The sequence below is a fragment of the Paenibacillus sp. N3.4 genome (assembly GCF_008017805.1).
Taxonomy (GTDB): domain Bacteria; phylum Bacillota; class Bacilli; order Paenibacillales; family NBRC-103111; genus Paenibacillus_E.
Genome location: NZ_VRTT01000033.1, coordinates 1 through 19565, shown reverse-complemented (window position 1 = coordinate 19565; position 19565 = coordinate 1). Strand labels below are relative to the sequence as shown.

At 41.5% G+C, this 19565-nt stretch carries 24 protein-coding genes, 2 pseudogenes and 1 riboswitch; of the genes and pseudogenes, 7 read left to right on the top strand and 19 right to left on the bottom strand.

Annotated features, from left to right (window positions below; genetic code table 11):
- The first annotated feature begins 10 nt into the window (after positions 1–10).
- Positions 11–772, top strand: coding sequence for a toll/interleukin-1 receptor domain-containing protein (locus FU659_RS17735; protein WP_147948800.1), 762 nt, complete (start codon positions 11–13; stop codon positions 770–772).
- Between the two features lie 306 nt (positions 773–1078).
- On the opposite strand, the gene FU659_RS17730 is transcribed toward FU659_RS17735, so the two are convergent.
- The 9 genes from FU659_RS17730 to FU659_RS17695 form a co-directional block, all read right to left on the bottom strand.
- On the bottom strand, positions 1079–2137 hold the full coding sequence (locus FU659_RS17730; protein WP_147948799.1) for a hypothetical protein: 1059 nt from the start codon (positions 2135–2137) through the stop codon (positions 1079–1081).
- Positions 2138–3787 carry a hypothetical protein gene (locus FU659_RS17725; protein WP_147948798.1) on the bottom strand — a complete coding sequence of 550 codons (1650 nt, stop codon included), beginning with the start codon at positions 3785–3787 and terminating at the stop codon, positions 2138–2140.
- Positions 3788–4379: 592 nt separating this feature from the next.
- Positions 4380–4682: a methylated-DNA--[protein]-cysteine S-methyltransferase gene (locus FU659_RS39340; protein WP_187274217.1), complete on the bottom strand. Its 303-nt coding sequence runs from the start codon at positions 4680–4682 to the stop codon at positions 4380–4382.
- 71 nt (positions 4683–4753) lie between these two features.
- Positions 4754–4954, bottom strand: a complete 201-nt coding sequence (locus FU659_RS39335) for a hypothetical protein (protein WP_187274216.1) — start codon at positions 4952–4954, stop codon at positions 4754–4756.
- Positions 4939–6399, bottom strand: a complete 1461-nt coding sequence (locus tag FU659_RS17715; RefSeq protein WP_147948797.1) for an AlkA N-terminal domain-containing protein — start codon at positions 6397–6399, stop codon at positions 4939–4941. The genes FU659_RS39335 and FU659_RS17715 overlap by 16 nt, the downstream gene beginning before the upstream one ends.
- A 564-nt stretch (positions 6400–6963) precedes the next feature.
- The gene (locus FU659_RS37285) at positions 6964–7155 is read right to left on the bottom strand and encodes an adenylyltransferase/cytidyltransferase family protein (protein ID WP_261807885.1); all 192 of its coding nucleotides are present in this window, start codon (positions 7153–7155) and stop codon (positions 6964–6966) included.
- Positions 7156–7268: 113 nt separating this feature from the next.
- Positions 7269–7724, bottom strand: coding sequence for an ester cyclase (locus FU659_RS17705; RefSeq protein WP_147948796.1), 456 nt, complete (start codon positions 7722–7724; stop codon positions 7269–7271).
- A gap of 422 nt (positions 7725–8146) precedes the next feature.
- Positions 8147–8233, bottom strand: a riboswitch (cyclic di-GMP riboswitch).
- Between the two features lie 259 nt (positions 8234–8492).
- Entirely contained in the window at positions 8493–9176 is a 684-nt protein-coding gene (locus FU659_RS17700) for a DNA alkylation repair protein (RefSeq protein ID WP_147948795.1), read from the bottom strand.
- 64 nt (positions 9177–9240) lie between these two features.
- Positions 9241–9795 (bottom strand): DNA-3-methyladenine glycosylase family protein, encoded by a 555-nt coding sequence (locus FU659_RS17695; RefSeq protein ID WP_147948839.1) that lies wholly within the window; start codon positions 9793–9795, stop codon positions 9241–9243.
- A gap of 225 nt (positions 9796–10020) precedes the next feature.
- On the opposite strand from FU659_RS17695, the gene FU659_RS35580 reads away from it, so the two are divergent.
- A complete protein-coding gene (locus tag FU659_RS35580; RefSeq protein WP_187274215.1) occupies positions 10021–10272 on the top strand; it encodes a hypothetical protein in 252 nt (83 codons plus the stop codon).
- A gap of 431 nt (positions 10273–10703) precedes the next feature.
- Here the strand turns inward: FU659_RS35580 and FU659_RS37280 are convergent, their stop codons facing one another.
- The 6 genes and pseudogenes from FU659_RS37280 to FU659_RS17665 form a co-directional block, all read right to left on the bottom strand.
- Positions 10704–10913: an adenylyltransferase/cytidyltransferase family protein gene (locus FU659_RS37280; RefSeq protein WP_261807883.1), complete on the bottom strand. Its 210-nt coding sequence runs from the start codon at positions 10911–10913 to the stop codon at positions 10704–10706.
- A gap of 51 nt (positions 10914–10964) precedes the next feature.
- Positions 10965–11258 (bottom strand): putative quinol monooxygenase, encoded by a 294-nt coding sequence (locus tag FU659_RS17685; protein ID WP_147948794.1) that lies wholly within the window; start codon positions 11256–11258, stop codon positions 10965–10967.
- Between the two features lie 46 nt (positions 11259–11304).
- Complete coding sequence (locus tag FU659_RS17680) at positions 11305–12123, bottom strand: SPL family radical SAM protein (protein WP_147948793.1); 819 nt, start codon at positions 12121–12123, stop codon at positions 11305–11307.
- Between the two features lie 157 nt (positions 12124–12280).
- Positions 12281–12994 (bottom strand): 2OG-Fe(II) oxygenase, encoded by a 714-nt coding sequence (locus tag FU659_RS17675; RefSeq protein ID WP_147948792.1) that lies wholly within the window; start codon positions 12992–12994, stop codon positions 12281–12283.
- Complete coding sequence (locus FU659_RS17670) at positions 12987–13535, bottom strand: methylated-DNA--[protein]-cysteine S-methyltransferase (RefSeq protein WP_147948791.1); 549 nt, start codon at positions 13533–13535, stop codon at positions 12987–12989. The genes FU659_RS17675 and FU659_RS17670 overlap by 8 nt, the downstream gene beginning before the upstream one ends.
- A pseudogene (locus tag FU659_RS17665) lies at positions 13519–14141 on the bottom strand (bifunctional transcriptional activator/DNA repair enzyme AdaA). Before FU659_RS17665 ends, FU659_RS17670 begins: the two are co-directional and overlap by 17 nt.
- 214 nt (positions 14142–14355) lie before the next feature.
- Here FU659_RS17665 and FU659_RS17660 point away from each other — a divergent pair.
- The 4 genes from FU659_RS17660 to FU659_RS17645 all read left to right on the top strand — a co-directional run bounded on the left by FU659_RS17660 (position 14356) and on the right by FU659_RS17645 (position 16108).
- The gene (locus FU659_RS17660; protein ID WP_147948790.1) at positions 14356–14553 is read left to right on the top strand and encodes a hypothetical protein; all 198 of its coding nucleotides are present in this window, start codon (positions 14356–14358) and stop codon (positions 14551–14553) included.
- A gap of 140 nt (positions 14554–14693) precedes the next feature.
- A complete protein-coding gene (locus FU659_RS17655) occupies positions 14694–14993 on the top strand; it encodes an Ada metal-binding domain-containing protein (protein WP_187274213.1) in 300 nt (99 codons plus the stop codon).
- A gap of 5 nt (positions 14994–14998) precedes the next feature.
- Positions 14999–15571, top strand: a complete 573-nt coding sequence (locus FU659_RS17650) for a type 1 periplasmic-binding domain-containing protein (protein ID WP_147948788.1) — start codon at positions 14999–15001, stop codon at positions 15569–15571.
- A 51-nt stretch (positions 15572–15622) separates the two neighbouring features.
- A complete protein-coding gene (locus tag FU659_RS17645) occupies positions 15623–16108 on the top strand; it encodes a hypothetical protein (RefSeq protein WP_147948787.1) in 486 nt (161 codons plus the stop codon).
- Positions 16109–16320: 212 nt separating this feature from the next.
- Here the strand turns inward: FU659_RS17645 and FU659_RS17640 are convergent, their stop codons facing one another.
- Positions 16321–16815 carry a TraG/VirB4 family ATPase gene (locus FU659_RS17640; RefSeq protein WP_483874510.1) on the bottom strand — a complete coding sequence of 165 codons (495 nt, stop codon included), beginning with the start codon at positions 16813–16815 and terminating at the stop codon, positions 16321–16323.
- A 330-nt stretch (positions 16816–17145) separates the two neighbouring features.
- Positions 17146–17622: a UPF0158 family protein gene (locus tag FU659_RS17635; RefSeq protein ID WP_147948786.1), complete on the bottom strand. Its 477-nt coding sequence runs from the start codon at positions 17620–17622 to the stop codon at positions 17146–17148.
- 507 nt (positions 17623–18129) lie between these two features.
- Between FU659_RS17635 and FU659_RS17630 the strand changes: the two genes are divergently transcribed.
- Positions 18130–18525: a VOC family protein gene (locus FU659_RS17630; RefSeq protein ID WP_147948785.1), complete on the top strand. Its 396-nt coding sequence runs from the start codon at positions 18130–18132 to the stop codon at positions 18523–18525.
- 171 nt (positions 18526–18696) lie between these two features.
- Here the strand turns inward: FU659_RS17630 and FU659_RS17625 are convergent, their stop codons facing one another.
- Positions 18697–19017 carry a hypothetical protein gene (locus FU659_RS17625; protein WP_147948784.1) on the bottom strand — a complete coding sequence of 107 codons (321 nt, stop codon included), beginning with the start codon at positions 19015–19017 and terminating at the stop codon, positions 18697–18699.
- Positions 19018–19240: 223 nt separating this feature from the next.
- Positions 19241–19435: pseudogene (locus tag FU659_RS38880) on the bottom strand (Imm53 family immunity protein); the annotation flags it as partial.
- Positions 19436–19565 lie beyond the last annotated feature (130 nt).

The window sequence follows — 19565 nt, the reverse complement described above, 5'->3', positions numbered from 1 at the left end:
TAAATGGTCTTTGAAAATTGGAGATAGCCTCAGGCAAAAAATTGATGAAGGCTTGACACTTTCACGTTTTGGAATAGTTGTTCTTAGCCCAGCCTTTTTTAAAAAGCAGTGGACAGGTCTAGAATTAAACGGGCTTCTGCAAAGAGAAGTAGTTGGCCGCGGCGAGAAGGTCGTTTTACCTGTTTGGCACAATCTGACTCCAAGGGAAGTTACAGATTTCTCCCCGATCCTTTCTGATAAACTTGCTATAAACACAAATCAGGGGATAAATGTGATAAGTAAACAATTAGCTGAAGTTATTTCTGAGCATGAAATTGATGAAGATCTCACTATAGTCAAACATTCTTATCTTTCATTGGACTTTTCATTCAAATCACTGAGTGCTATGAGTACGGGGAAGTTGCATAAATACGAACTTTTTCTTCGTGCTAATTTACTTTCTCCGCCAGTGCTAAAGGCATTTAGACTTTGTATTTTCTGGCCTAATAATATACGGATTTCAAAGTTGGAGCACCTTCGAAAAGGTGTTGATAGAAAAATTGACAATCAATACTATACTGAATATTGGTATGACGAAATCTCGCCACTCTATCCAGGAGAACAAAAGGAATTAATTGGATTGGATAGTAATGCACAAATCGGTTATGAATTTGATAACGATATATGGTCTTGGGTAAATTCCAACTCAATTAAACTACAATATAAAATTTACTATGAAAGTATCATGCCTGAAACAGGTGATAAAAACTTTAAAGATTTAAATGAATTTTAGAGAAATATTTATAAATAGGACTCCGTGGCAAGTGCAACACGCCTGATTTGATGAGCAGCACAAATTACTACGTCGTTCAAGATATAGTTAGTGTGTAATTTGGATTGCACAGAGTGGATCTTTAATATTGAATGGGAATCTGAGTTTTGGTTAACCGGCGAAGTACGGATTTTTGCTAGTCCTTCCTGTCGGGACTGTCCGCAAGTATACACATGAAGTCGCTTAAAGAGAAGCATATAGAAATTGTCTTTTATACACATGGATAAGCAGCAAATGAATTCTCCCTCAGCAAGCTGAGGGGAGAATTCATTTGCTTCCATGTTCTAACTCCTGTACATTATTCAATATGTCTCCTACTGGATCACAGTCCTCCGCAGCTTCTCGCACCAATTGGATATAAGTAGAGAATGACTCCTTTGTTATCTCATCCTCACATGTTACAACAAATCGTTCCAACTCCTCGGCGTAATCACGCAACTTGTTCGCTTTAACCCAGTTCTTCATTTGATTCTCAATGTTTTGTTTTAGTTTCTGTTTGCGATGATTATACTCTTCAAGCCGCTGAAGCTCCTGCTTCTTATCCCTTTCTATCTCTTCAAGACATTCCTGCTCTTTTTTCTTTATTTCATATTCGCGCTCAGCTAGATTTCTAGACACGATTATCCCAATTGCATTTTTCAAAAAATCTGTGAGAATCTCCCCTATTTGTTTTTCAAACGGTCGATCCAGGATTTCATTAAAACAAAGGGATTGTGCCGTTTTATTTCTGTGTGCGAAACCGAGAATCTCCGTGAACTCCATTCTGAGCAAACCACTGGGGATCTTTTCATACATGGGACTTAAACCCGTCATACTTCCAGATTGTACCTTCGACAAAAAAGAACGTCTTTTGACCATAATTTCGATCAATGAGGCGGAATACTCATGGTCTAGTAATCGTATCCGGATATTGTCCTGTTCTCCTGCAAATACGTCCACCCTCCCACCCAATTCACTAATTGCATTAATTAAGCTATTCATAATTCCATATGCCCGATTGGCTTGCTTATCGGATACGTTTATGAACAACACAGCTTTGTTCCTGCGGTTTTCAACCTTTGAATTCCTTAGTGAATACGGATCAATCTCTTTATAAAATTGATGTTCTTCATCACGGGCCTTGCGGTAAGCAACCTCATCCTGAAATTCTATGATTAATGGATGTAGGTACTTATTGTTCTTCACAGCTTGAATATCCTTGCACCATTGATTAAACTTGGTCATTGATTCCGGTATTAGCAGTTCAATTTCATCAAGCTCTTTTAACTGATTTATCGGATAATTGTTTATGTCCATTAGTTCTATAAAACCATGTCGCCACACCACCTATTCGCCCTCCTGACCGGAAAAAGAGAAACCACCTCTTAGCAGATCATCAACTAATTCTTCAAGCTCAGCTTCAGAAGTCATCCCCTCAGGCACTAAGTAACGGCTCAAGTTATCATTTAGCAACGCTGAAAATGAGCCTAAGAAATCCGAGTTCTCAGGATAATCATATTTATATAAATACGTATTTCCATCTTTATAATGTTTATGAGAAAATCCCGTTCGGCTAGGAAGATTAGACAAATGAATTCCGACGATGCTCGTTCTGATCTCAGTAAGTCGATTGAAGTCTTCCTCGAATTCCCCCTTATAATTCTTCCGCTTGATCAGCCTTGAAATATCTATAGTAAACTTTAATTTAAACTTCATTTCCTTCACTGTTTTATGGATATTCACAACATCCTCAGCTGTTTGCATCAAATACTTTAACTTTCCACTTTGCTTCTGCGGTCCATTAACTAAAGCAATTTTTATGGTTTTATATTTTTTCAGACTTTTTTCGAGAATAGAGTACTGCTTGAAAAACTCCTCTTCACCGTAGGTTTGAGACCGCAGTGGGGATAATAATTCTAGTGTGTCAGGCACCCCATACTGGGAGAACGTATCCATCAGATTCTTTAAAACAACATCAAGTCGTGCTGCGTCTTTCCACAATAAATCATTGTCTTTCTCATAACTCAGACGCAAAATGTACGCTTCATTTGGAGCAACCTTTATAGTACCTGTTGTCGTTTCTAGAAATAACATATTACTCTTGACATCTACCGGGTACATCATGCCTTTCGTTGTTACCGGCACTAACTCATTAATCCGTTTTACCAGGCTCACTCTTCCTGTCGAAATACATAGATTTACATACTCAGGCCAGTAGTCCTCATCACTTGCATCTTCAAACACCCATACATACATGATCAGCATTTCCAACTCGCCTTTACGTCCATTAATAAAAGGGCGATGCTCGTTCTCTCTATAAAGAACATCCATATTAAAAGGATTATCGTTGTATCTATGGTTGTAACGATTGATGTAATAGAAATGTTCCGATTCTCTGATATAAATGCGCTCAATGTATTCGTCAAAAAAAGTGCTTGTATAGCTCTGAGCAAACTCGAATAAATTCACGCCGTAACTGCGGTACGTCTCCTTTACCCAGCTAACCAGAGTGTTATCCAAATACTTGAATCCAGAAATGGACGGTTCTTCTGTCTCTCTTGCTTTTATCTCTTTTGCCAGAATGATCAATTGATCCCGGTACTGCTCAATTTCTGTTCCTTTCATTTTTGAACTGCTACAGAACTTATGAATCGTATTCTCATAATCCTCGGTACTGTAAATTAGATGAACATATTTTCGTTCATACATCCATGACTTCAGTAATCGATCTACCCGGCCCTTTGTTTTTTTGTAGTATTCAATAACAAAGTCCTTGCTTTCAGGAAAGAAACCTTCTATCTCTTGCGAGATTTTTAATGCTGATTGTTCTGTCTTGATGTTCTCATAATCGTATTCTTCCGGATTCAGATAATGATTGAAATAATCCATGACATACTTCAGAACCGCGGACATGTTTTCGGCATGATTTTTAAAATTGAATTCATCAAGGTTATCTTTTTTCTTCATCTTTATTATGTATTGTTCAACTGTAAGCATATAGTTCCCTCACTTTCAAATCGTCAGGATTCAAATGCAAAAATTTCGAATCTACGGATTCTTCTCATTATCAAGCCGTACTCACCATTCGGAGTGTTAATTTACACGTCCTAGTAGGCGTTTCCCTAGTTGTTGAATACAGCCCAGTTCTATTGCTGTCGCCTCATACAGACAATTATGAATTCAACTTAATAATAGATTTTCGACAAACGGAAGGAATTTCCTGTGATATACAAGTGTGAATAGTTGGGAACCGTGGGGAATTCAGCATAAATAAAAACCCTTCCGAAGAAGAGTTTGGTTTGAGGGGTATGGTACGGTCGAGAGGACTCGAACCTCCATGAGGGTTTAGCCCACACGGATCTGAATCGCGCACGCTAAAGGGAACTGAGCGAAAAACATGTCCCTTTAGGGGAACCAAAAAACCGAAAAAGGCCTATAAATTCAAAGGATTCCAGCGTTTCAGGCCGTCTTTCCCTAGTGCCACAAGGCCTCTCGGGAATTCATCAAAAAGTGACCGAAATTGCACGTTTGAGAGAACTCAGAGAGAACGACACTCGAATCAGCCCTGCTCCACTACCATCGACAAATTTTAGCTGGAGCAAACAACTGCGCCCTTGGTAGGTACAAATAACGGGGACATATCTACACCTTCGTGTTCAAGCAACTTGATTTTTTTATTGATGCCTCCGGCATACCCTGTCAAGCTGCCATTTGCCCCTACAACCCGATGGCAGGGCATAATAATAGAGATGGGATTATGCCCTACTGCTCCGCCAACTGCTTGACTGGACATGCTTGCTTTGCCCATTTGCACAGCCACAGCCTTTGCAATATCGCCATACGTGATATATTCACCGTATGGAATTTCACATAAGATATCCCATACAGCCATACGAAACGCTCCTCCAATGGGAGCTAAAGGCAGATCAGAAATGGCAGGTTTCTCACCTGCAAAATATTTGTCTAACCATTTTTTGCAGCGTCAAATAACGGCATATCGTTATTCTCTATCATTTCTTCGGGTATGGTACCACCGTGATATTTTTGCCCCTCTAACCATAAACCTACAAGGTTGTCACTGTCACATGCAAGCGTAATCGTTCCTACGGGCGACGAATAATTTGTTGAATAATACATTTTATCCACCTTTACAGCGCGTTCCAAAGATTGATTATAGCGTAACTGCGCCACGGCCGCCATGCTTCTGCCATTTCTAATAGTTCTTTAGATGTGTAAGTTCCAAGTGCCTTTTTTACGCCAACGTCCGTTTCAAGGAAAGCGTCAGGCCATTCCATCGTACGCATAGCAATATACTGTGCTGTCCAGCTTCCAACACCGCGAATTGTCATCAATTTTTTTATTTCTTCTTCTGGCTGAGCGCTAAGGCCAAAATCAATTTCTCTTTGCACTATTGCCCGTGCTAGATCATAAATAATTCTTGATCGTGCCGCAATCACGCCTAACGGGCCAAGGTGATTTTCAATAGGCCCATCCAAAGCAAGTATATCTTCAGGTGAGGGAAAAACATGGGTCAAGCCCTCTATACCGGTTTGAATTGGCGTACCGTAAGTATTAACAATTCTTGCAGCCAATGTGCTTGCCGCTTTTACGGTGATTTGTTGTCCAAGCACCGCCCGTACCGCCATTTCAAAAGCATTGAAACAACCTGGTAAGCGAATTCCTAACACACAAAGACCGGGACGTATATTGTTCATTGATGAAAGCATTTGATACACCGCGTCTGGGTCACAATATAAATCAAACAGATGACGTACCCGCGCTAAAACTAGCGGCAATACAGGCAGCAAAGTTTCATTCACTGTGACGATCAGCGCATTATTTGAGGATTTGTGGCCTACTCGTATCCACCCATATACATGCTTTCCCTCCGCATTTACCAAATGCACCGTACGCATGTATTCACCATTTTTCACTGCATCAACCCCGGCAATTGCACGTCCGGCGAGAAAGTTCAATATTTCTTCCCACCGATAAGGCGGACGGTAACCCAACGCTAAAGTCACGTCGCTATTATGTTTCTTTTCTTTCGAAGTCCGCTTCCGTAATGCTGTGGGCGAAAGGTTATATTGTTTTTTGAAAAGATCATTGAAACGGCGTAAGCTGCCAAAACCAGCGGCCATTGCAACATCAAGTACCGACAAGTCAGTATCTGTAAGTAGGTTTTTAGCAAGAAGCAATCTGCATGTTTGTAGATATTGAACTGGCGACACATTATATTCTGCCGTAAATACGCGCCGCAAATGTCGGTCGGTACATCCAAGCCGTCCAGCAAATTCATCTAAACTTTGTACGTTCCCGCAATTTTCTTCTAGCATTCTCGCTGCTCGGTAAACCAAATTAGCAGTGGCGTCGGTAACTGAACTACCGGGAGCAAGTTCTGGTCTACACAAAAGGCAAGGGCGAAAACCAGCCTGTTCGGCTTCCGCTGCTGTGGAATAAAAAGTACAGTTTTCAGACTTTGACTGCTTTGCCCGGCACACCGGGCGACAATATATTCCCGTGGACGAAATACCTACAAAAAAACGCCCATCAAAGCGTGCGTCTTTTGCCTTAAATGCCGCATATAAACCACTAACATTTTTCAACATTTTTTCGTCTCCCAAACTGACCTTAGCTTAATTATACCATGTCCCTTGAAAGTGTCTGGCTGTTTTCGGACATGTTTCTTGAATAATTGATTTTTGAAAAACATCACTAATGCGATATTAAAAACGACATCCACGCTTCGTCCTGTGGTTGGATAAGCAGTGATACCCCACTGTTTACAATTACTGCCTACTGCCAAACCTGTAGTAGTCTTTCACACTAAAGTTATCGCCCATTCAGAGCGAACAAAAGAGGCATTATTTGAAATCAATGCCTCTTTTACAGGTGCGGGCTTTTGGCTCCCCCAGCTCGCTCGTGCGCAGCGACGCAACCTGGTCCCCCCAAAAATGTTCACGGAACATCAACGCGCTGGACCTTTGCCACCCCCACCCTCGCCTGGCGGCAGGGTTTCAGACGCGCGCTAAAAGCGCAGTAGAAACCCAAGCCAAGAGGACTTACGAAAATGAACACTATCAAGCACACCCCCGTTTCCGGTGCTTTCAAGGTGGATGTCTCACGGGGTGAACGTATCGGCCGCGTGTCGTCGGAAACACTACGCCGGCAATCTAGTAGTCGCATTGTTCCTTGGCAAGGCGTAATAGGTTCAAGTGGCCAATATGGAAGAGATCGTAAGCCCCCGGGGCGTAACCGATGCGGATCATGGCAACATTCCTTGTCTCGTTTGTAGAATTCAATGAGAAGAAATTACCTTCGCGCTCTGTTTTCAACGCTCCGAATCCTGTCTTTGAAATCAACATTTTCTGAGACTACTGCGCTGATAAAACAAACGAGGCTCGCACCGGGGTTCGTGCGAGCCTCAATCCTCCCATCGAAGAGCGCCTACCTTTCGGAAGGCTGTGTGCAGTTTGGATCAAGCCTTCTTGATCAGGCTGAGCTGCATCATGGCCGTCAGGCCGTCATCCAGGCCATTCTCTTCCACGATCAGGCCGTCGACGACTTTCAGCACGGTCTTGCCGGTGAAGTGCATCTTGCGGCCGGTGGCAGCGGGAAGGCCCTCGTAGCCGGGCAGAAGATCGTCCCAAGCCGCACCGGCATGGGTGCCGCCGCCTTCCCACTGGCCGACGACGTAATCGCCTTCGGCGATCAGATCAGCGGTGCCCCAGAAATTGAGATCGGGGAACGCAGCACGAAAGTCGGTCATGAAGGCCTTGATGTCTTCCCGGCCACGGCGCGGCTCGTGTAAAGAATACTGCAGAAGCATATCCGGATGAGCGATCTCGTCGACGACGGCGAGATTGACATCCTTCCCCCAGAATTCGGTGAACCAGCGAACGACGACAGCCTTGTTGTCTTCTTCTTTACTCATTGTTTGCCCTCCTGTTAGTTGAATCTTCATTTGATACGTGTAACGTTACAATGAATACGATAGTACATTCGACAATGCATTGCTCGCCGTTTTAGGACATGGTTTTTTATACAAATACATTTTATTAGTTTTTTCTCTATTTATGTAGTAATTCCCTAAATTTTACTTTCAATAGCCACTGCCCTGCTTTACTATACGCTGTGGAAAAGTAGCGTTCAAGTATGAGATAGACGATTTGACGCGAAGTATTTGCAGGATTGGATACTCTCGAAAACCGTGAAGCATATGGACTTAATGTTGTTAATCAGCTTATCACTTGAATGGATTGTCGTTTACTCATATATCTGCTTTGAATATCATTTTACTCTCCTCAGTTTTCTAAATAAACAAAAAACACGACCCCATAGGCCGTGTTGGGCAAATTGGGTAACCCGGCGGTCATCACTTGAAAAGTGAGAAGATCCGTGGCTTTGCGTCACTGCCTTTCGACAGTTTTGCCGTTTTCCATATTGAGTTGCTAGTCAGATGTCCTAGTCCGCCGTAATAACGGCATCCCATAACCATCTTTCTCGAAGCTATCTGTTGCCGCGCTGTTTCCTGTCGAGACACTGCGCGCAACATGATGTTCCGTCAACCGATGACAGCCTTATCTTTCATTTTGACATGCTAGCACTTGCCACTGTCAGTTTCACTCTAGACACACCTTGCCCTCGTCAATGACATACTCCACGAATCAGTGCAGGATGGTTGATGCCTCCGATTGATGTTTTATTTTCGTTTCATGCTGCGAATCATTTTTTTGGTTTCTTGATCCACACGATAAGATTCGGTTATTTTTTGCAGTGCTTTGTTGAATGTGAAATCGCACAGAGAGTTGCTTCTTAAGTATGCCATTGTATGGTCTGGAAACTTCACATAATAGATCGAAATTGCCCATGCAACAGCCATTTTGACATAATATCCTTCATGTTTGATATTGTCCAACAGTTGCAAAGCAAGAACTATGTACTCTTCTTCAATGTAAAAGTCGAGAAGCATGACCACCCCAAAGCGAATCTCATATTCTTCAGCAGAAATTAGATAAGGCTGCAAAAAATCCCATACTTTTTTCATATTCGTTTTTGTGAATTTCAGTCCTATACAAAAGCTATCGCACACTGACCAATTATCAATTTTAGGTACAAAATCTGCTACATATTGCAGAATTTCATCTATATCTGTTTTTACATAGCCAATTACCATTCCCTGTAACATGATTTCTTCAAAATACTCATTATCAGTCTGTTCTAAGTAAGCTCGCCAATCTTCGCGGGCAATTTTTTTGGCCAGCTTGCGTAACTCAGGTAGCCGAACGCCCATAACATTATTAATATTCGGAATTAGAGCTGCAGAAAACTTTTGATACTTCTCATCCGCCAACTCTAGTAATTGTTCTTTGATTGTATTTTCCATCACTCTACTCCTCGTGACTGATTTCTAATTCTAACTTTCTCAAATACATTATCATGCTTTCAACTTACTCAAATGAAATGGTCCATAAGTAAATCGAAGCAATTGATCCTAAAGGTGAATACCTGCGACGATATTGTTCAAATTGCTCTTTTGTAATAGATGACAAACCGTACAGTTTCATCATTCCGCGACGAATGGCAATATCGCCCCAACTTACAATATCGCGCCGCTCCATCGAATTAATAAGCATCATTTCAGCCGTCCATCTACCGATTCCTTTTAGCATCATCAGCTTTTGGATGACTTCATTATCAGAAAGATCATGTAGCTCTTCCAAACTAAACGCGCCTTGTTCAATAGTTTGTGAAATATTTAGAATGGTAACTGCCTTTTTCATCGTCATACCGCACTTTTGAATATCATCTGCATTTTGCATGGACATATTTCCAGGTGTTATTTCACCGAATTGATCCTGCATTCTTTCCCAAATGGTGTGGACAGCTTTAACCGATATAAGCTGGCCTATAATGGCATAGACGAGCGCAGCGAACAAATCGGGAATAATAACACGTTCAACCTTCCCCATTCGTGTCATTGCTGCCCCAAGTATTTCATCCATGCTCTTCAAATAATTTATTTCCTCTTGCCCATAATCAAAATTCTTTGTTCGTACTGTCACTAAGCGGCCTTCATCCTAAAAAAATTCATTTTGATCGTTCGATGCTAATTTAATGTGAATAAGATGTAACAATAATATACTCTCAATAAAATGAGAATGTAAGAATAACCGAATATAACAGCAAGATATTGAAATTTAATCACTTCGGGTCCAGTTCCCCGCAGCTTGCTGCGTAGAACTAATCCGAAGTGCAGAAGATACCTCGCAGCTTGCTGCGAGGAGATTCATTTTGGTATTGTTGAAGGAAAAGATAACAATCGGTTTGATCCTGCTGGAAACGCGACTCGCTTCAAAATGATGCAAAGGCTCGACGGAACAACTGCTTATGGAGTTTTTGAACTTGTAAGAACACGCATCGAGGAGGTTTTTCAGACGATTCGCGAAACTGTGCTTCAAGGTAGAGGGATTTTGCAGTGAACTGTGTAGCTGCGCGGCTGCTGTCAAAATCTCAATGAGAAAGACTGTAGCACTGCCTTTCAGTTTGCGGATTACGATAGCGTTCGATATAGTGACAGCGCCAGTCTAGGACTTTATTTCTTGTCCAAGGCTGGCGCTGTTTGGATTTCTGAGGTCATTCTGCGATTGAAGGGAATCTGAACTTGAATTAGTCTTCTACGACGTTTTCTTACCATTTGTTGGATCACGCGAAAGATTGTGCAAAACAGAGCGCAAGAGAGTGCTAGAAATATGCTGAGTGTACGGAAGGTAAACAATAGACACTCCTAATTTGGCGAACTGTTCCTCATAGTTAATCCATAGTAAACTTCCCTTCCAGTCGTCACCAACTAATGTCACATGAAATCTTCGATCTTCCCAGACCGAATAGCGATCCATTTCGTGTTGCGGAATTACTTCGTTGACGAAGCGAAGGAACCCACAATTGCCGCCCTCTCAGAGTAGGGGATAACGGGTGTCTTGTTTTTGTATCTTAGAGACAGTTCATCAGTCGTAACTCCGACCACGAGCTTATCACAATGCTTACTCGCTTCTTCGAGAAAGGTCAGGTGACCGATGTGAAAGAGATCAAAGACTCCGGCAGTGTAGCCGATTACGATCATAATATTATCCTTTCAGTCCGGTTTTACCACTTACCTAATATACATTACATATCATTTATCAGAACCGGCGCTATTGTAAATGTATTTCTTAAAATCTATTGGTTTTTCTAAAACCTCATCTAGTTCCCTTAAAAATAATTGGAAATGGTCGCTCTCGTAATGCTTAATCATTACCTCATCATCCGGTCGGTATTCGATTGTAACAAATCTTCGCGGCTCATAGGTCCTCTTGAAAATGTCGTGACAAATGCTGCAATGCAAATTTTTAATGTGCTTGTCAACACTCCGTAAATAATCTTCTTCTCGATTCGGCTTAATATGAATTAAAACATTCAGTTTGATCATTTTTACATCTCCCCATGTATGTGAATATTTTTTAAATGGCCGAACTCTAAGGTTCAAACCCTGGTTGGCTAATAAATATTTGGTCCTCAGAAAAATAATATTTTAAACGTTCATAGACCTTCCGATAAGCGGAAGGCGTATACCATTCCTCCATACCAAGTTGTTTATACAAAGCCTCAATACCTAAATTCCGTGTACGTCTTCCTCCGCTGCCATCTCCCATATAATAGTCATCTATACATACACGATTAACCAGTTGGCTCAAAATTTCTGCTAATTTTTCGCTGCTTGGCAACATAGGCGCAATGGTTGCCTGCGTTGGCACACCAGCTTCAGCCAATAATTGAAGGGTTCTTAATCTGGCTGCTATTGGAGGGGCATAGGGCGAAAAATGCCTCCTGATTTCTTCCAGGTCAGTTTCAACTGTCATACTAACACGAACATGCTTTCCTAGTCGCAATAGAAGATCAATATCACGTCGAACAAGGGGACTTCGTGTCTGCACAAACAAAAAATCAGGTGGATCGTACGACATGATTTCTAGTATGGACCGAGTAACTTGTTCTTTGTTTTCTATAGGCTGGTATGGATCGGTGCTTGATGACATGAAGATAGTAATAGGTCCCTTGGTCTTAGCTTTTTGATACTCTTTCTGAAAAACGGCTGCAGCTTCTTTTTTGATATCGACCCATGTTCCCCACTCTGCGTCGCGGAATGTGGAGACCGGCATTTGTCGTACATAACAGTAAGAACAAGCAAATGAGCAACCCGTATATGGATTAAGTGAATGACTATAACCCGAAAGAAAGCCGGTCCCTCTATTCAAAAGGGTTTTTGGATATTTGTATAAATATAACGGCTTCATACGCTTGCTCCGAGAACGTTAAACACAGCCAAGGTAAGTGATGGCAACTCGAGTCCCCTCCATATCCCAAACATTATATAGAATCAAGGGTCCACCTTTGACATGCATTTCATGAATGGTTGTTATGCTTTCCCCTCCTAATTTTGGGATAAAGTTTCTATTTCGCATCGTGAAAAATAATACCCAAACTGTATCTTGTACCTGTAGTTACAGTATTTACACCGTGTCTAAGCGTCGTTCTATAATAACCACGTGTTCCTAATACGGGACGATGGTTGGTTGGAAAAATTAGACCTTCCCCTTGATTCAAGGTTATGACGTGCCCACGGCTTTGCGCCCGCGGTCGCTGCTCTATCAATAAGAATTCACCACCCGTGAAATCCTCTTCTCTTTGATTGAGAGCGATTACGACCTGAAAGGGGAAGAATACTTTCCCATACAAATCCTGATGCAAGCAATTGTACCCCCCTGCTTCATATTTCAGAATCAATGGGGTTGGACGGTTCTGTCCCTCTTGATGACATTGATCGAGGAATTCTTCCAGTGTTGCCGGATAAGAAGCATCGTGACCTAATTGTTCCAACCAGCGATTCGCTGTTATAGCAAGCTCCGGATACAATCCTTCACGCAACTGCTGCAACAAAGATGGAAGGGGAGCATTGTAATATTTGTACTCCCCAATCCCAAAGCGATACCGAGCCATGTCGATAGTCGTTCGAAAGAGACCTTCTTCTTCATAAGTGCTGACGATCTCTTGACATTCGGTTTTGTTTAGCAGATTAGGCAGTTTAGCATAACCATGTTCGTCTAGCATTTGCTGGATGAAATTCCAATCCAAATTATCTTCGCTTAACGAGAGGCTCTCAGGCATAATGTAAATCTCCCCCCATAAGGGCATTGTTATGTTCCAGTTCCAACAGTTTGGTTTTCATTTCGATGCCTCCACGATAGCCGGTTAAAGCCCCGTTTTTACCGATTACACGATGGCATGGAACTGTAATCAATACAGGATTCGCACCAATAGCAGAGCCTACAGCGCGCACAGCGCTCGGTTTTTGGATCTGATTGGCAATATCCGAATATGATTTCGTTTGTCCGTAAGGGATTTCGCAGAGTGCTTTCCACACGTCGAGTTGAAATGTCGTTCCGTGAAAATCGAATGGTATTGTAAAACTTTTGCGTTTTCCCTGGAAATATTCGATGAGTTCATTGGCATAGGGCTGCAATTCCCCCCCATCTTCAATCAATGTACATCCAGGAAAATGGGCTTTTGCCCAATCAGCCAACTCATCCATAGGCATATTTTGAGAACCCACGTAACAAAGGCCATTAGACGTTGCTGCAACAATTATGTTCCAATCCACGTGCGATAATTGTGTCCAGTAAATCGGTGAATTAATGTTGTTTCTCATGATCGAAAACCTCCATTTTAATTTGATTTTGTAATTGACGGTAGCTTGCCGGGGTTTGCCCAATCCTTTTCTTAAAAAGGGTTATAAAATAGGGCGTATTTGGCATGCCGACGCTCATTCCAACTTCCGAAATGGGCTTATTGGAAGATAACAATTGTGCCTTTGCTTTTTCGACCCGCACTTGTTGAATATACTCGACCGGAGTCAGATCTTTGACTTTTTTAAATGTGCGTTGCAGATGATACGGGCTGCCGTGAGAGATATTTGCGAGAGTTTCCAAGGTCAACGTCTCCATGTAATTCTTGTCGATGTAATCTGTCACTATAGCCACCCACTCATCATCAGCAAACGTTGTCCGGTCGGTTTACATCGTTTGCATGGACGAAATTTAGCGGACAATGCTTGCTCGCTGGTTCGGAACAAACCAATGTTTTCTTTTTTTGGTGGTCTGGATTTGCACGATGGTCGGCAAAAGATGCCTGTGGTCTTTACAGCATAAAAAAATTTACCGTCGTAAGCAGGGTCATTGTTGATGACGGCTTGCCATTCTTCATCCGTCAATGTTTCAGGATTCTGCACGTTGTTCAGATCATTTAGGTTACGTATTAATTTTTCCGTTTCCGGCTTTGTATGCTTCTCCAATTCCGTTCACCTCCACGAAAACAGTATAACCCCAAAAATAAGCTCTTGTACGTATTCTCGAATATAACAGCATGATTACGAAATTCATTAAATGCCATTTTATGTTACAACTAGTTTAAGGCAAGTAATGAGTTGTATTACAGGCCAATAACAGGTGGTTTTACTTACTCAAGGAGAGGTGAGGAAAAAAGGAGAAGGGATGAAATGTATAAATTGGGGAACTTGTATCATTTTCAGGCAAGGACTCGTTGAATATTACAAAAGAAACAAGGCAGCAATTCATGGAAAAGAACAACGTGCAAAAGAAATTGATCCAAGAGCTTATATAAATCTAAACGTGGAATTAAAAACGATCGAAAGCGAAGAAAGCGGATAAATACAGACCGTTAGAGCGACTATACGGCATAGTAATATTCGTAAGCACCAATGTTCGCTTGTCTAATTGAGGAAAGCATTATTTATGTCTGATTGGTGTCTAGCTTTAGTACAAATGACTAATTTGAAATGAGGATGTACATGAGTATAGACGACATTAAAAAGAACATTAATCATTCTTCTTACACACTATTAGGCGCTGATCGTCGCCCTTATCAAAGCAGAACCAAAGGAACTTTGGGAGGCTATCGCCGAAATAAAATTTATGGTCGCCTAGATTGCCCCTCTGCACTCCGGGCTATAGCGAAAGGAAGATATGTAAAATATCGCGTATTTTTTGAAAATGAAGAAATAGCTATAGCCGCAGGATACCGGCCTTGTGCAGTCTGTTTACCGAAACGATATGCTAGCTGGAAAGCGGCACAAACAAAGGAGAGTTGACGTATATGGGTACATTCCAACGTTTTTCCTCCCCGTTGATGAATAAAGAGATGACTGAGGAACTGCGGCTTATCAGTCCGCCTGAGGCACATACAGACAAAGAGATATCAGCTTTGGTGAATCTGATTACGAGTAGTTATCCACCCATTGAGACGATAGTCATCGGTCACGGGCGGGAAATAGCCTCGGTTGAGGCTGCTCAAGTTTTTGCTAAGCACTGGGAAGCTCGCGGAGGCGGCAGCAACAGAGGAGGGGTAGTACTGGCTGTCGTGAGTTGGCCTGAAGAAGCAGCTTCCTGGCTGCGACCGGCAAACCGATTTACAGAGTTGAAACCGGATGGTTGGGTCGTTACTGGAGCTCTATTGGGTTGGGCGCAAATGAGCCGGCGTTTAAGGCACAGTACCGGTTGGGACCCTCGACGAACCTACGGATTTGCATCATTAGCTGATTCACGATTAATTCGATGTGTCGGAGGAGAAACACATGAAGGGATGCGCGGTGTTTGGCCCGATGGAAACACATGGCTTATTGAGGATGGACAGTTGATCTCTTATTCCTCTGATATGAACAAAACATGAAAAAAGAAACAGCATATCAAATGTAAATTATACGTAGAAGGTGACTGAATAATGGCTTTAACAAAAATGCCTCCGACAGAAAAAATTCACGAAGCGTACAGCGCTATTGCAGATGGAAGGGTAGTAATTGAGGGGAATTCAGCTAAGGTATTTTCATCCGATCATACAAAAACATACACGGTACAATGGGAAGATGAAGTATATTCTTCTAATGATAGTGCATCCTACTGGCAAGGATATCCTGGTTACCCGATCATTGCAGTTTTAATGATTCAAGGTAGACTGTCTTTTCATGCAACAATGGCAGAGCATTTCAAGGGGATCAATTGGAAAAAACTAAATGCCAAATATAAAGCAAACTATGCGGCTGCTGTTTCTGTCATTTTAGAAGAACTTCAGCAGAAAGGTATCGACTGCACTGTGATTCAAGATAAAATTGAAAAAGTGTATGGCGAATTAAAGGAATTAGACATCAAAACGAAAAGAAGCTCAACCCGTCCGCCACAGCCACTCGAAGCTGCACGACAAAGTGAGTAATCCTTCCAATAGGATGGTTTCATAAAAGAAGGTTCTTTCTTGTATCATTGAACAGTGATTTTTTCAAGCAAAAGAGCAGCGAAGGGTGATCCTTCCTGCTCCTTTGCTTCCCTTTGTATACTTTTTGTATCATAGAAGCGTTATTGTTGGATGACGAAAATGAATAATGTGCTGTGCTCAAGAAGCGACTGAATTTCAACCGCTCCTTTCCGCTATTCTCCGGGCTTGGTAGTCATTAAGCGGTACAACTTCGTGTGCCGCGGGAACTTGTCGGTAAACGGCACAAGGGAACTACCCACCTTCATCAATCCATTTCCAGCGTCGACATTCGTGATGTAAGATAACTGCAGCTCCGAAATGTTCAGCAGTTCTGCAAGCTCCATTCCGTCGGTGCGGGCCTGATTCAGCATTACAATAAATTCGCTGTTAGCGAGCATTGTGCGGGCCGTGTGGCTTTGCAGCAGATCGTCCACATTTTGCGTAATGCCCGTACAAAAAGCGCCATACTTTCGGACGCGCTTCCAAAGCGTGAACAGAAAGTTGGCGCTACCCCGGCAAGAGCAATATCGCTCGGCAGTCGTCTCTATTATGCTCTGTTCCCTGTCTTCCAAAGGCATAAATAGGTTAAATTCGATGTCAAAACCTTTATTCTTGATCGTTCGTTTCCATATGCCGTTGACTAGACCGTCGATGATGATGGTCGGCATAGATACTCCCAGGGAAATTTTGCGTGTATATTCCGCTCTTAGTACCGCTCTCCTTTCCTACAGCTAATTGTAAACGTCTAATGTTGAAAATAGTAAGTCAGTGATCCTAAGGTCTATCTAAATCTTTTTCCAGTTTATAACTTTACTTTCTTTAGACAACTACTCTGTCCGTTAGTAGAGAAAAGGTTAGCATGCGGCAGCCTTAATGAAATTGAACTCGTCCTCCGTTAGAGTTGAATAGCCAAGAAAAAAAGCTGACTGTTCACACTGTCAGCTTTTTGCAATGTTCATCTACCACTGCTCTTGTGTCTTGATTGTACCAGTTTTGCTTCATTCCTCTATTACAAGATCCTTCGCTTCACACCATTCGATTACTAATTCCTTTAACTTTTTTTCTTTGAATTCATACCATTGTTTTTCGACGTCATGTTCTATGATCCCGTCTTTAAATCTTCTGAATGCCCCTCTTCCTTGAATAGCTCCAAACAATTCTTCTCTAACCTCAACTTCGCTTAATATTCCGATAAATTCTTCTATTATTTCATACTCATGGTACTCGTTTCTTAGTGTAAAATCCAAGTAAGCATCGTTTTCATCTTCAATAATTTTTATGGCTTTTTCAATGTTTTCTCTTTGCCAATCCGGAAACTTTTCAAGTGGCTCTTCATCTTCTGCGGCTCTTATCTCTTCTCTTGTTAATGTAATCACTTCTCCCGTATGCGTGTTTATGTATGTAAAGGTCTCGTCCATTTGAATATCAATCTCATTAATTAGATCATCTAATTTCACTGTTGCTTTTTTCTTCATTTTAACACTGCCCTTTCAATGAAATCCCTTTTTAATATAGTTTATTCAAAACACCAAAAAAAATCAAAGAGGAGCTGCTTTAGAAGATGCAACTCCTTCTCATCTAAGATAGTTTTTCGTTTAATCAAATGTTGTTAACTTATTTGTCTAAACGATGCGCCGAACGATCTAGTAGGTACTTAATACCTGATATAACAGCAACTACTAAGCCAATGCCTGCAATATCCAGACATATCTAGAGTCTCCTCCTTTTCATCTTGTGCTGCTTAAAAATACCTAAATGGGTAAAAATAATTTGCCCAAGCACTGAAAATTTTCTCCCTTTTTCTCAATTATAGAGATTACCGCAGAGTCCTGCAGTCCGTCGTCTTTGACACCTGCTTACCCTGAGTCACAAATCATGTTATGATAATGAATAACCTTCTAAATAATTCCAATAATGAAGAAGGAGAATCAAAAAGTAAACCTAATATAAGACATAAGGAAGTCAAACCTTAGGAGGAAATCATGGGCAGATTAGTTCATTTCGAAATTCATGTCGATGACATGGAGCGTGCTAAGAAGTTTTATGGAGAGGTATTTGGATGGACATTTGAGGATTGGAGCAATTATGCAGGAATGCCCTATTTTGGGGCTGTGACGGGCGATGCAAATGAACCTGGACTTAACGGTGCTTTGATGCAACGTCAAGGGGCTTCCTCAGTACCAGGCCAGGCTTTGAATGGCTATGCATGTACAATGGGAGTGGGAGACTACGATTCTACGGAATCAAAAATTCTTAATCATGGTGGCAAGGTTTCACTGCCAAAGTATGCTTTGCCTGGAATGGCGTGGCAAGGGTACTATATGGACACGGAAGGTAATATTTTTGGTATACATCAGCCAGATAAGAACGCAAAATAGAAATATTTCGATAATAACTCAGGTGTAATACGCATAACTGCCAGTTAGCTGAGAAGGCTGCCGTTCTATGCTATCGGCAGCCTTCTCCTAATATCTATTGAGCTATGTTCTCCGTTAGAGTAGCCTTTTTGGGTGTTGAATAATTGATACCAAATAGTGGAATGTCTAGAATCAAACAGAGAGCGTACCATCATGATTAGGGGCATAGTTCTTACTACATTGAGTGGTTCCTTTTGTAGGGGAATATGAAAAAGAGGATAACGGAATCTTTCCAACGGCAGGTCCCTTGATAATGCTATTAAAATAATCTTGAACGATGCCCTTAGCGGATTCTTCAAGATTTTGTTGTTGTACCTCCTGTATAGGTCTGCTCGTTTTCTCTTCAAGTGACCTATTATCTTGCAACCCAGCTGCACTGACTATTCCAACACAAGTAACTAAAAAAAGAACTGTCAGGATCGAAGCAAATTTAGAACTCTGTCTCTGTCTCATTTAAAAACTCCTTTTTGTTAATTTAATTATTCACAAACACCATAGCCCTATTATCTTTGTCCCAATACCTTATTGTCTTGTCTACTTCCAGTAAGTTTTAACTACTCAAATAGACGTTCAACGCTCACAAAAGTTCCATTATTTCACAAACCCCGCTCAACTGCCCTTTAGATGAGAAATGCCGCTGAGATAATCTCAGCGGCATTCTCTTGTTGTAGATTCTTTAGTTCAATTCTATCCAGTCTTTGAAGATTATAAGAATCTCCTCTAACTTGCAATGTATCCAATCATGCTCGGTTCTACCTTTAACCAAATTTTCAAATGATTTGTTTTCTAAAGTGGTTTCTTGCAAATTAATGCTGACACTCCAACCAGGATTATCAAGCGTACCGATTTTCAATCCATAACTATGTTCCCAATCCCTATCACACTATGATAAATATCAATCTTCCAACCATTTTATGCCACTCTGAGGATGGCTTTGGGCTATATCATTTATAAATTAAGCAACTTTATTGATTTGCTCCTTCTTTTGGCATCTGACTCAT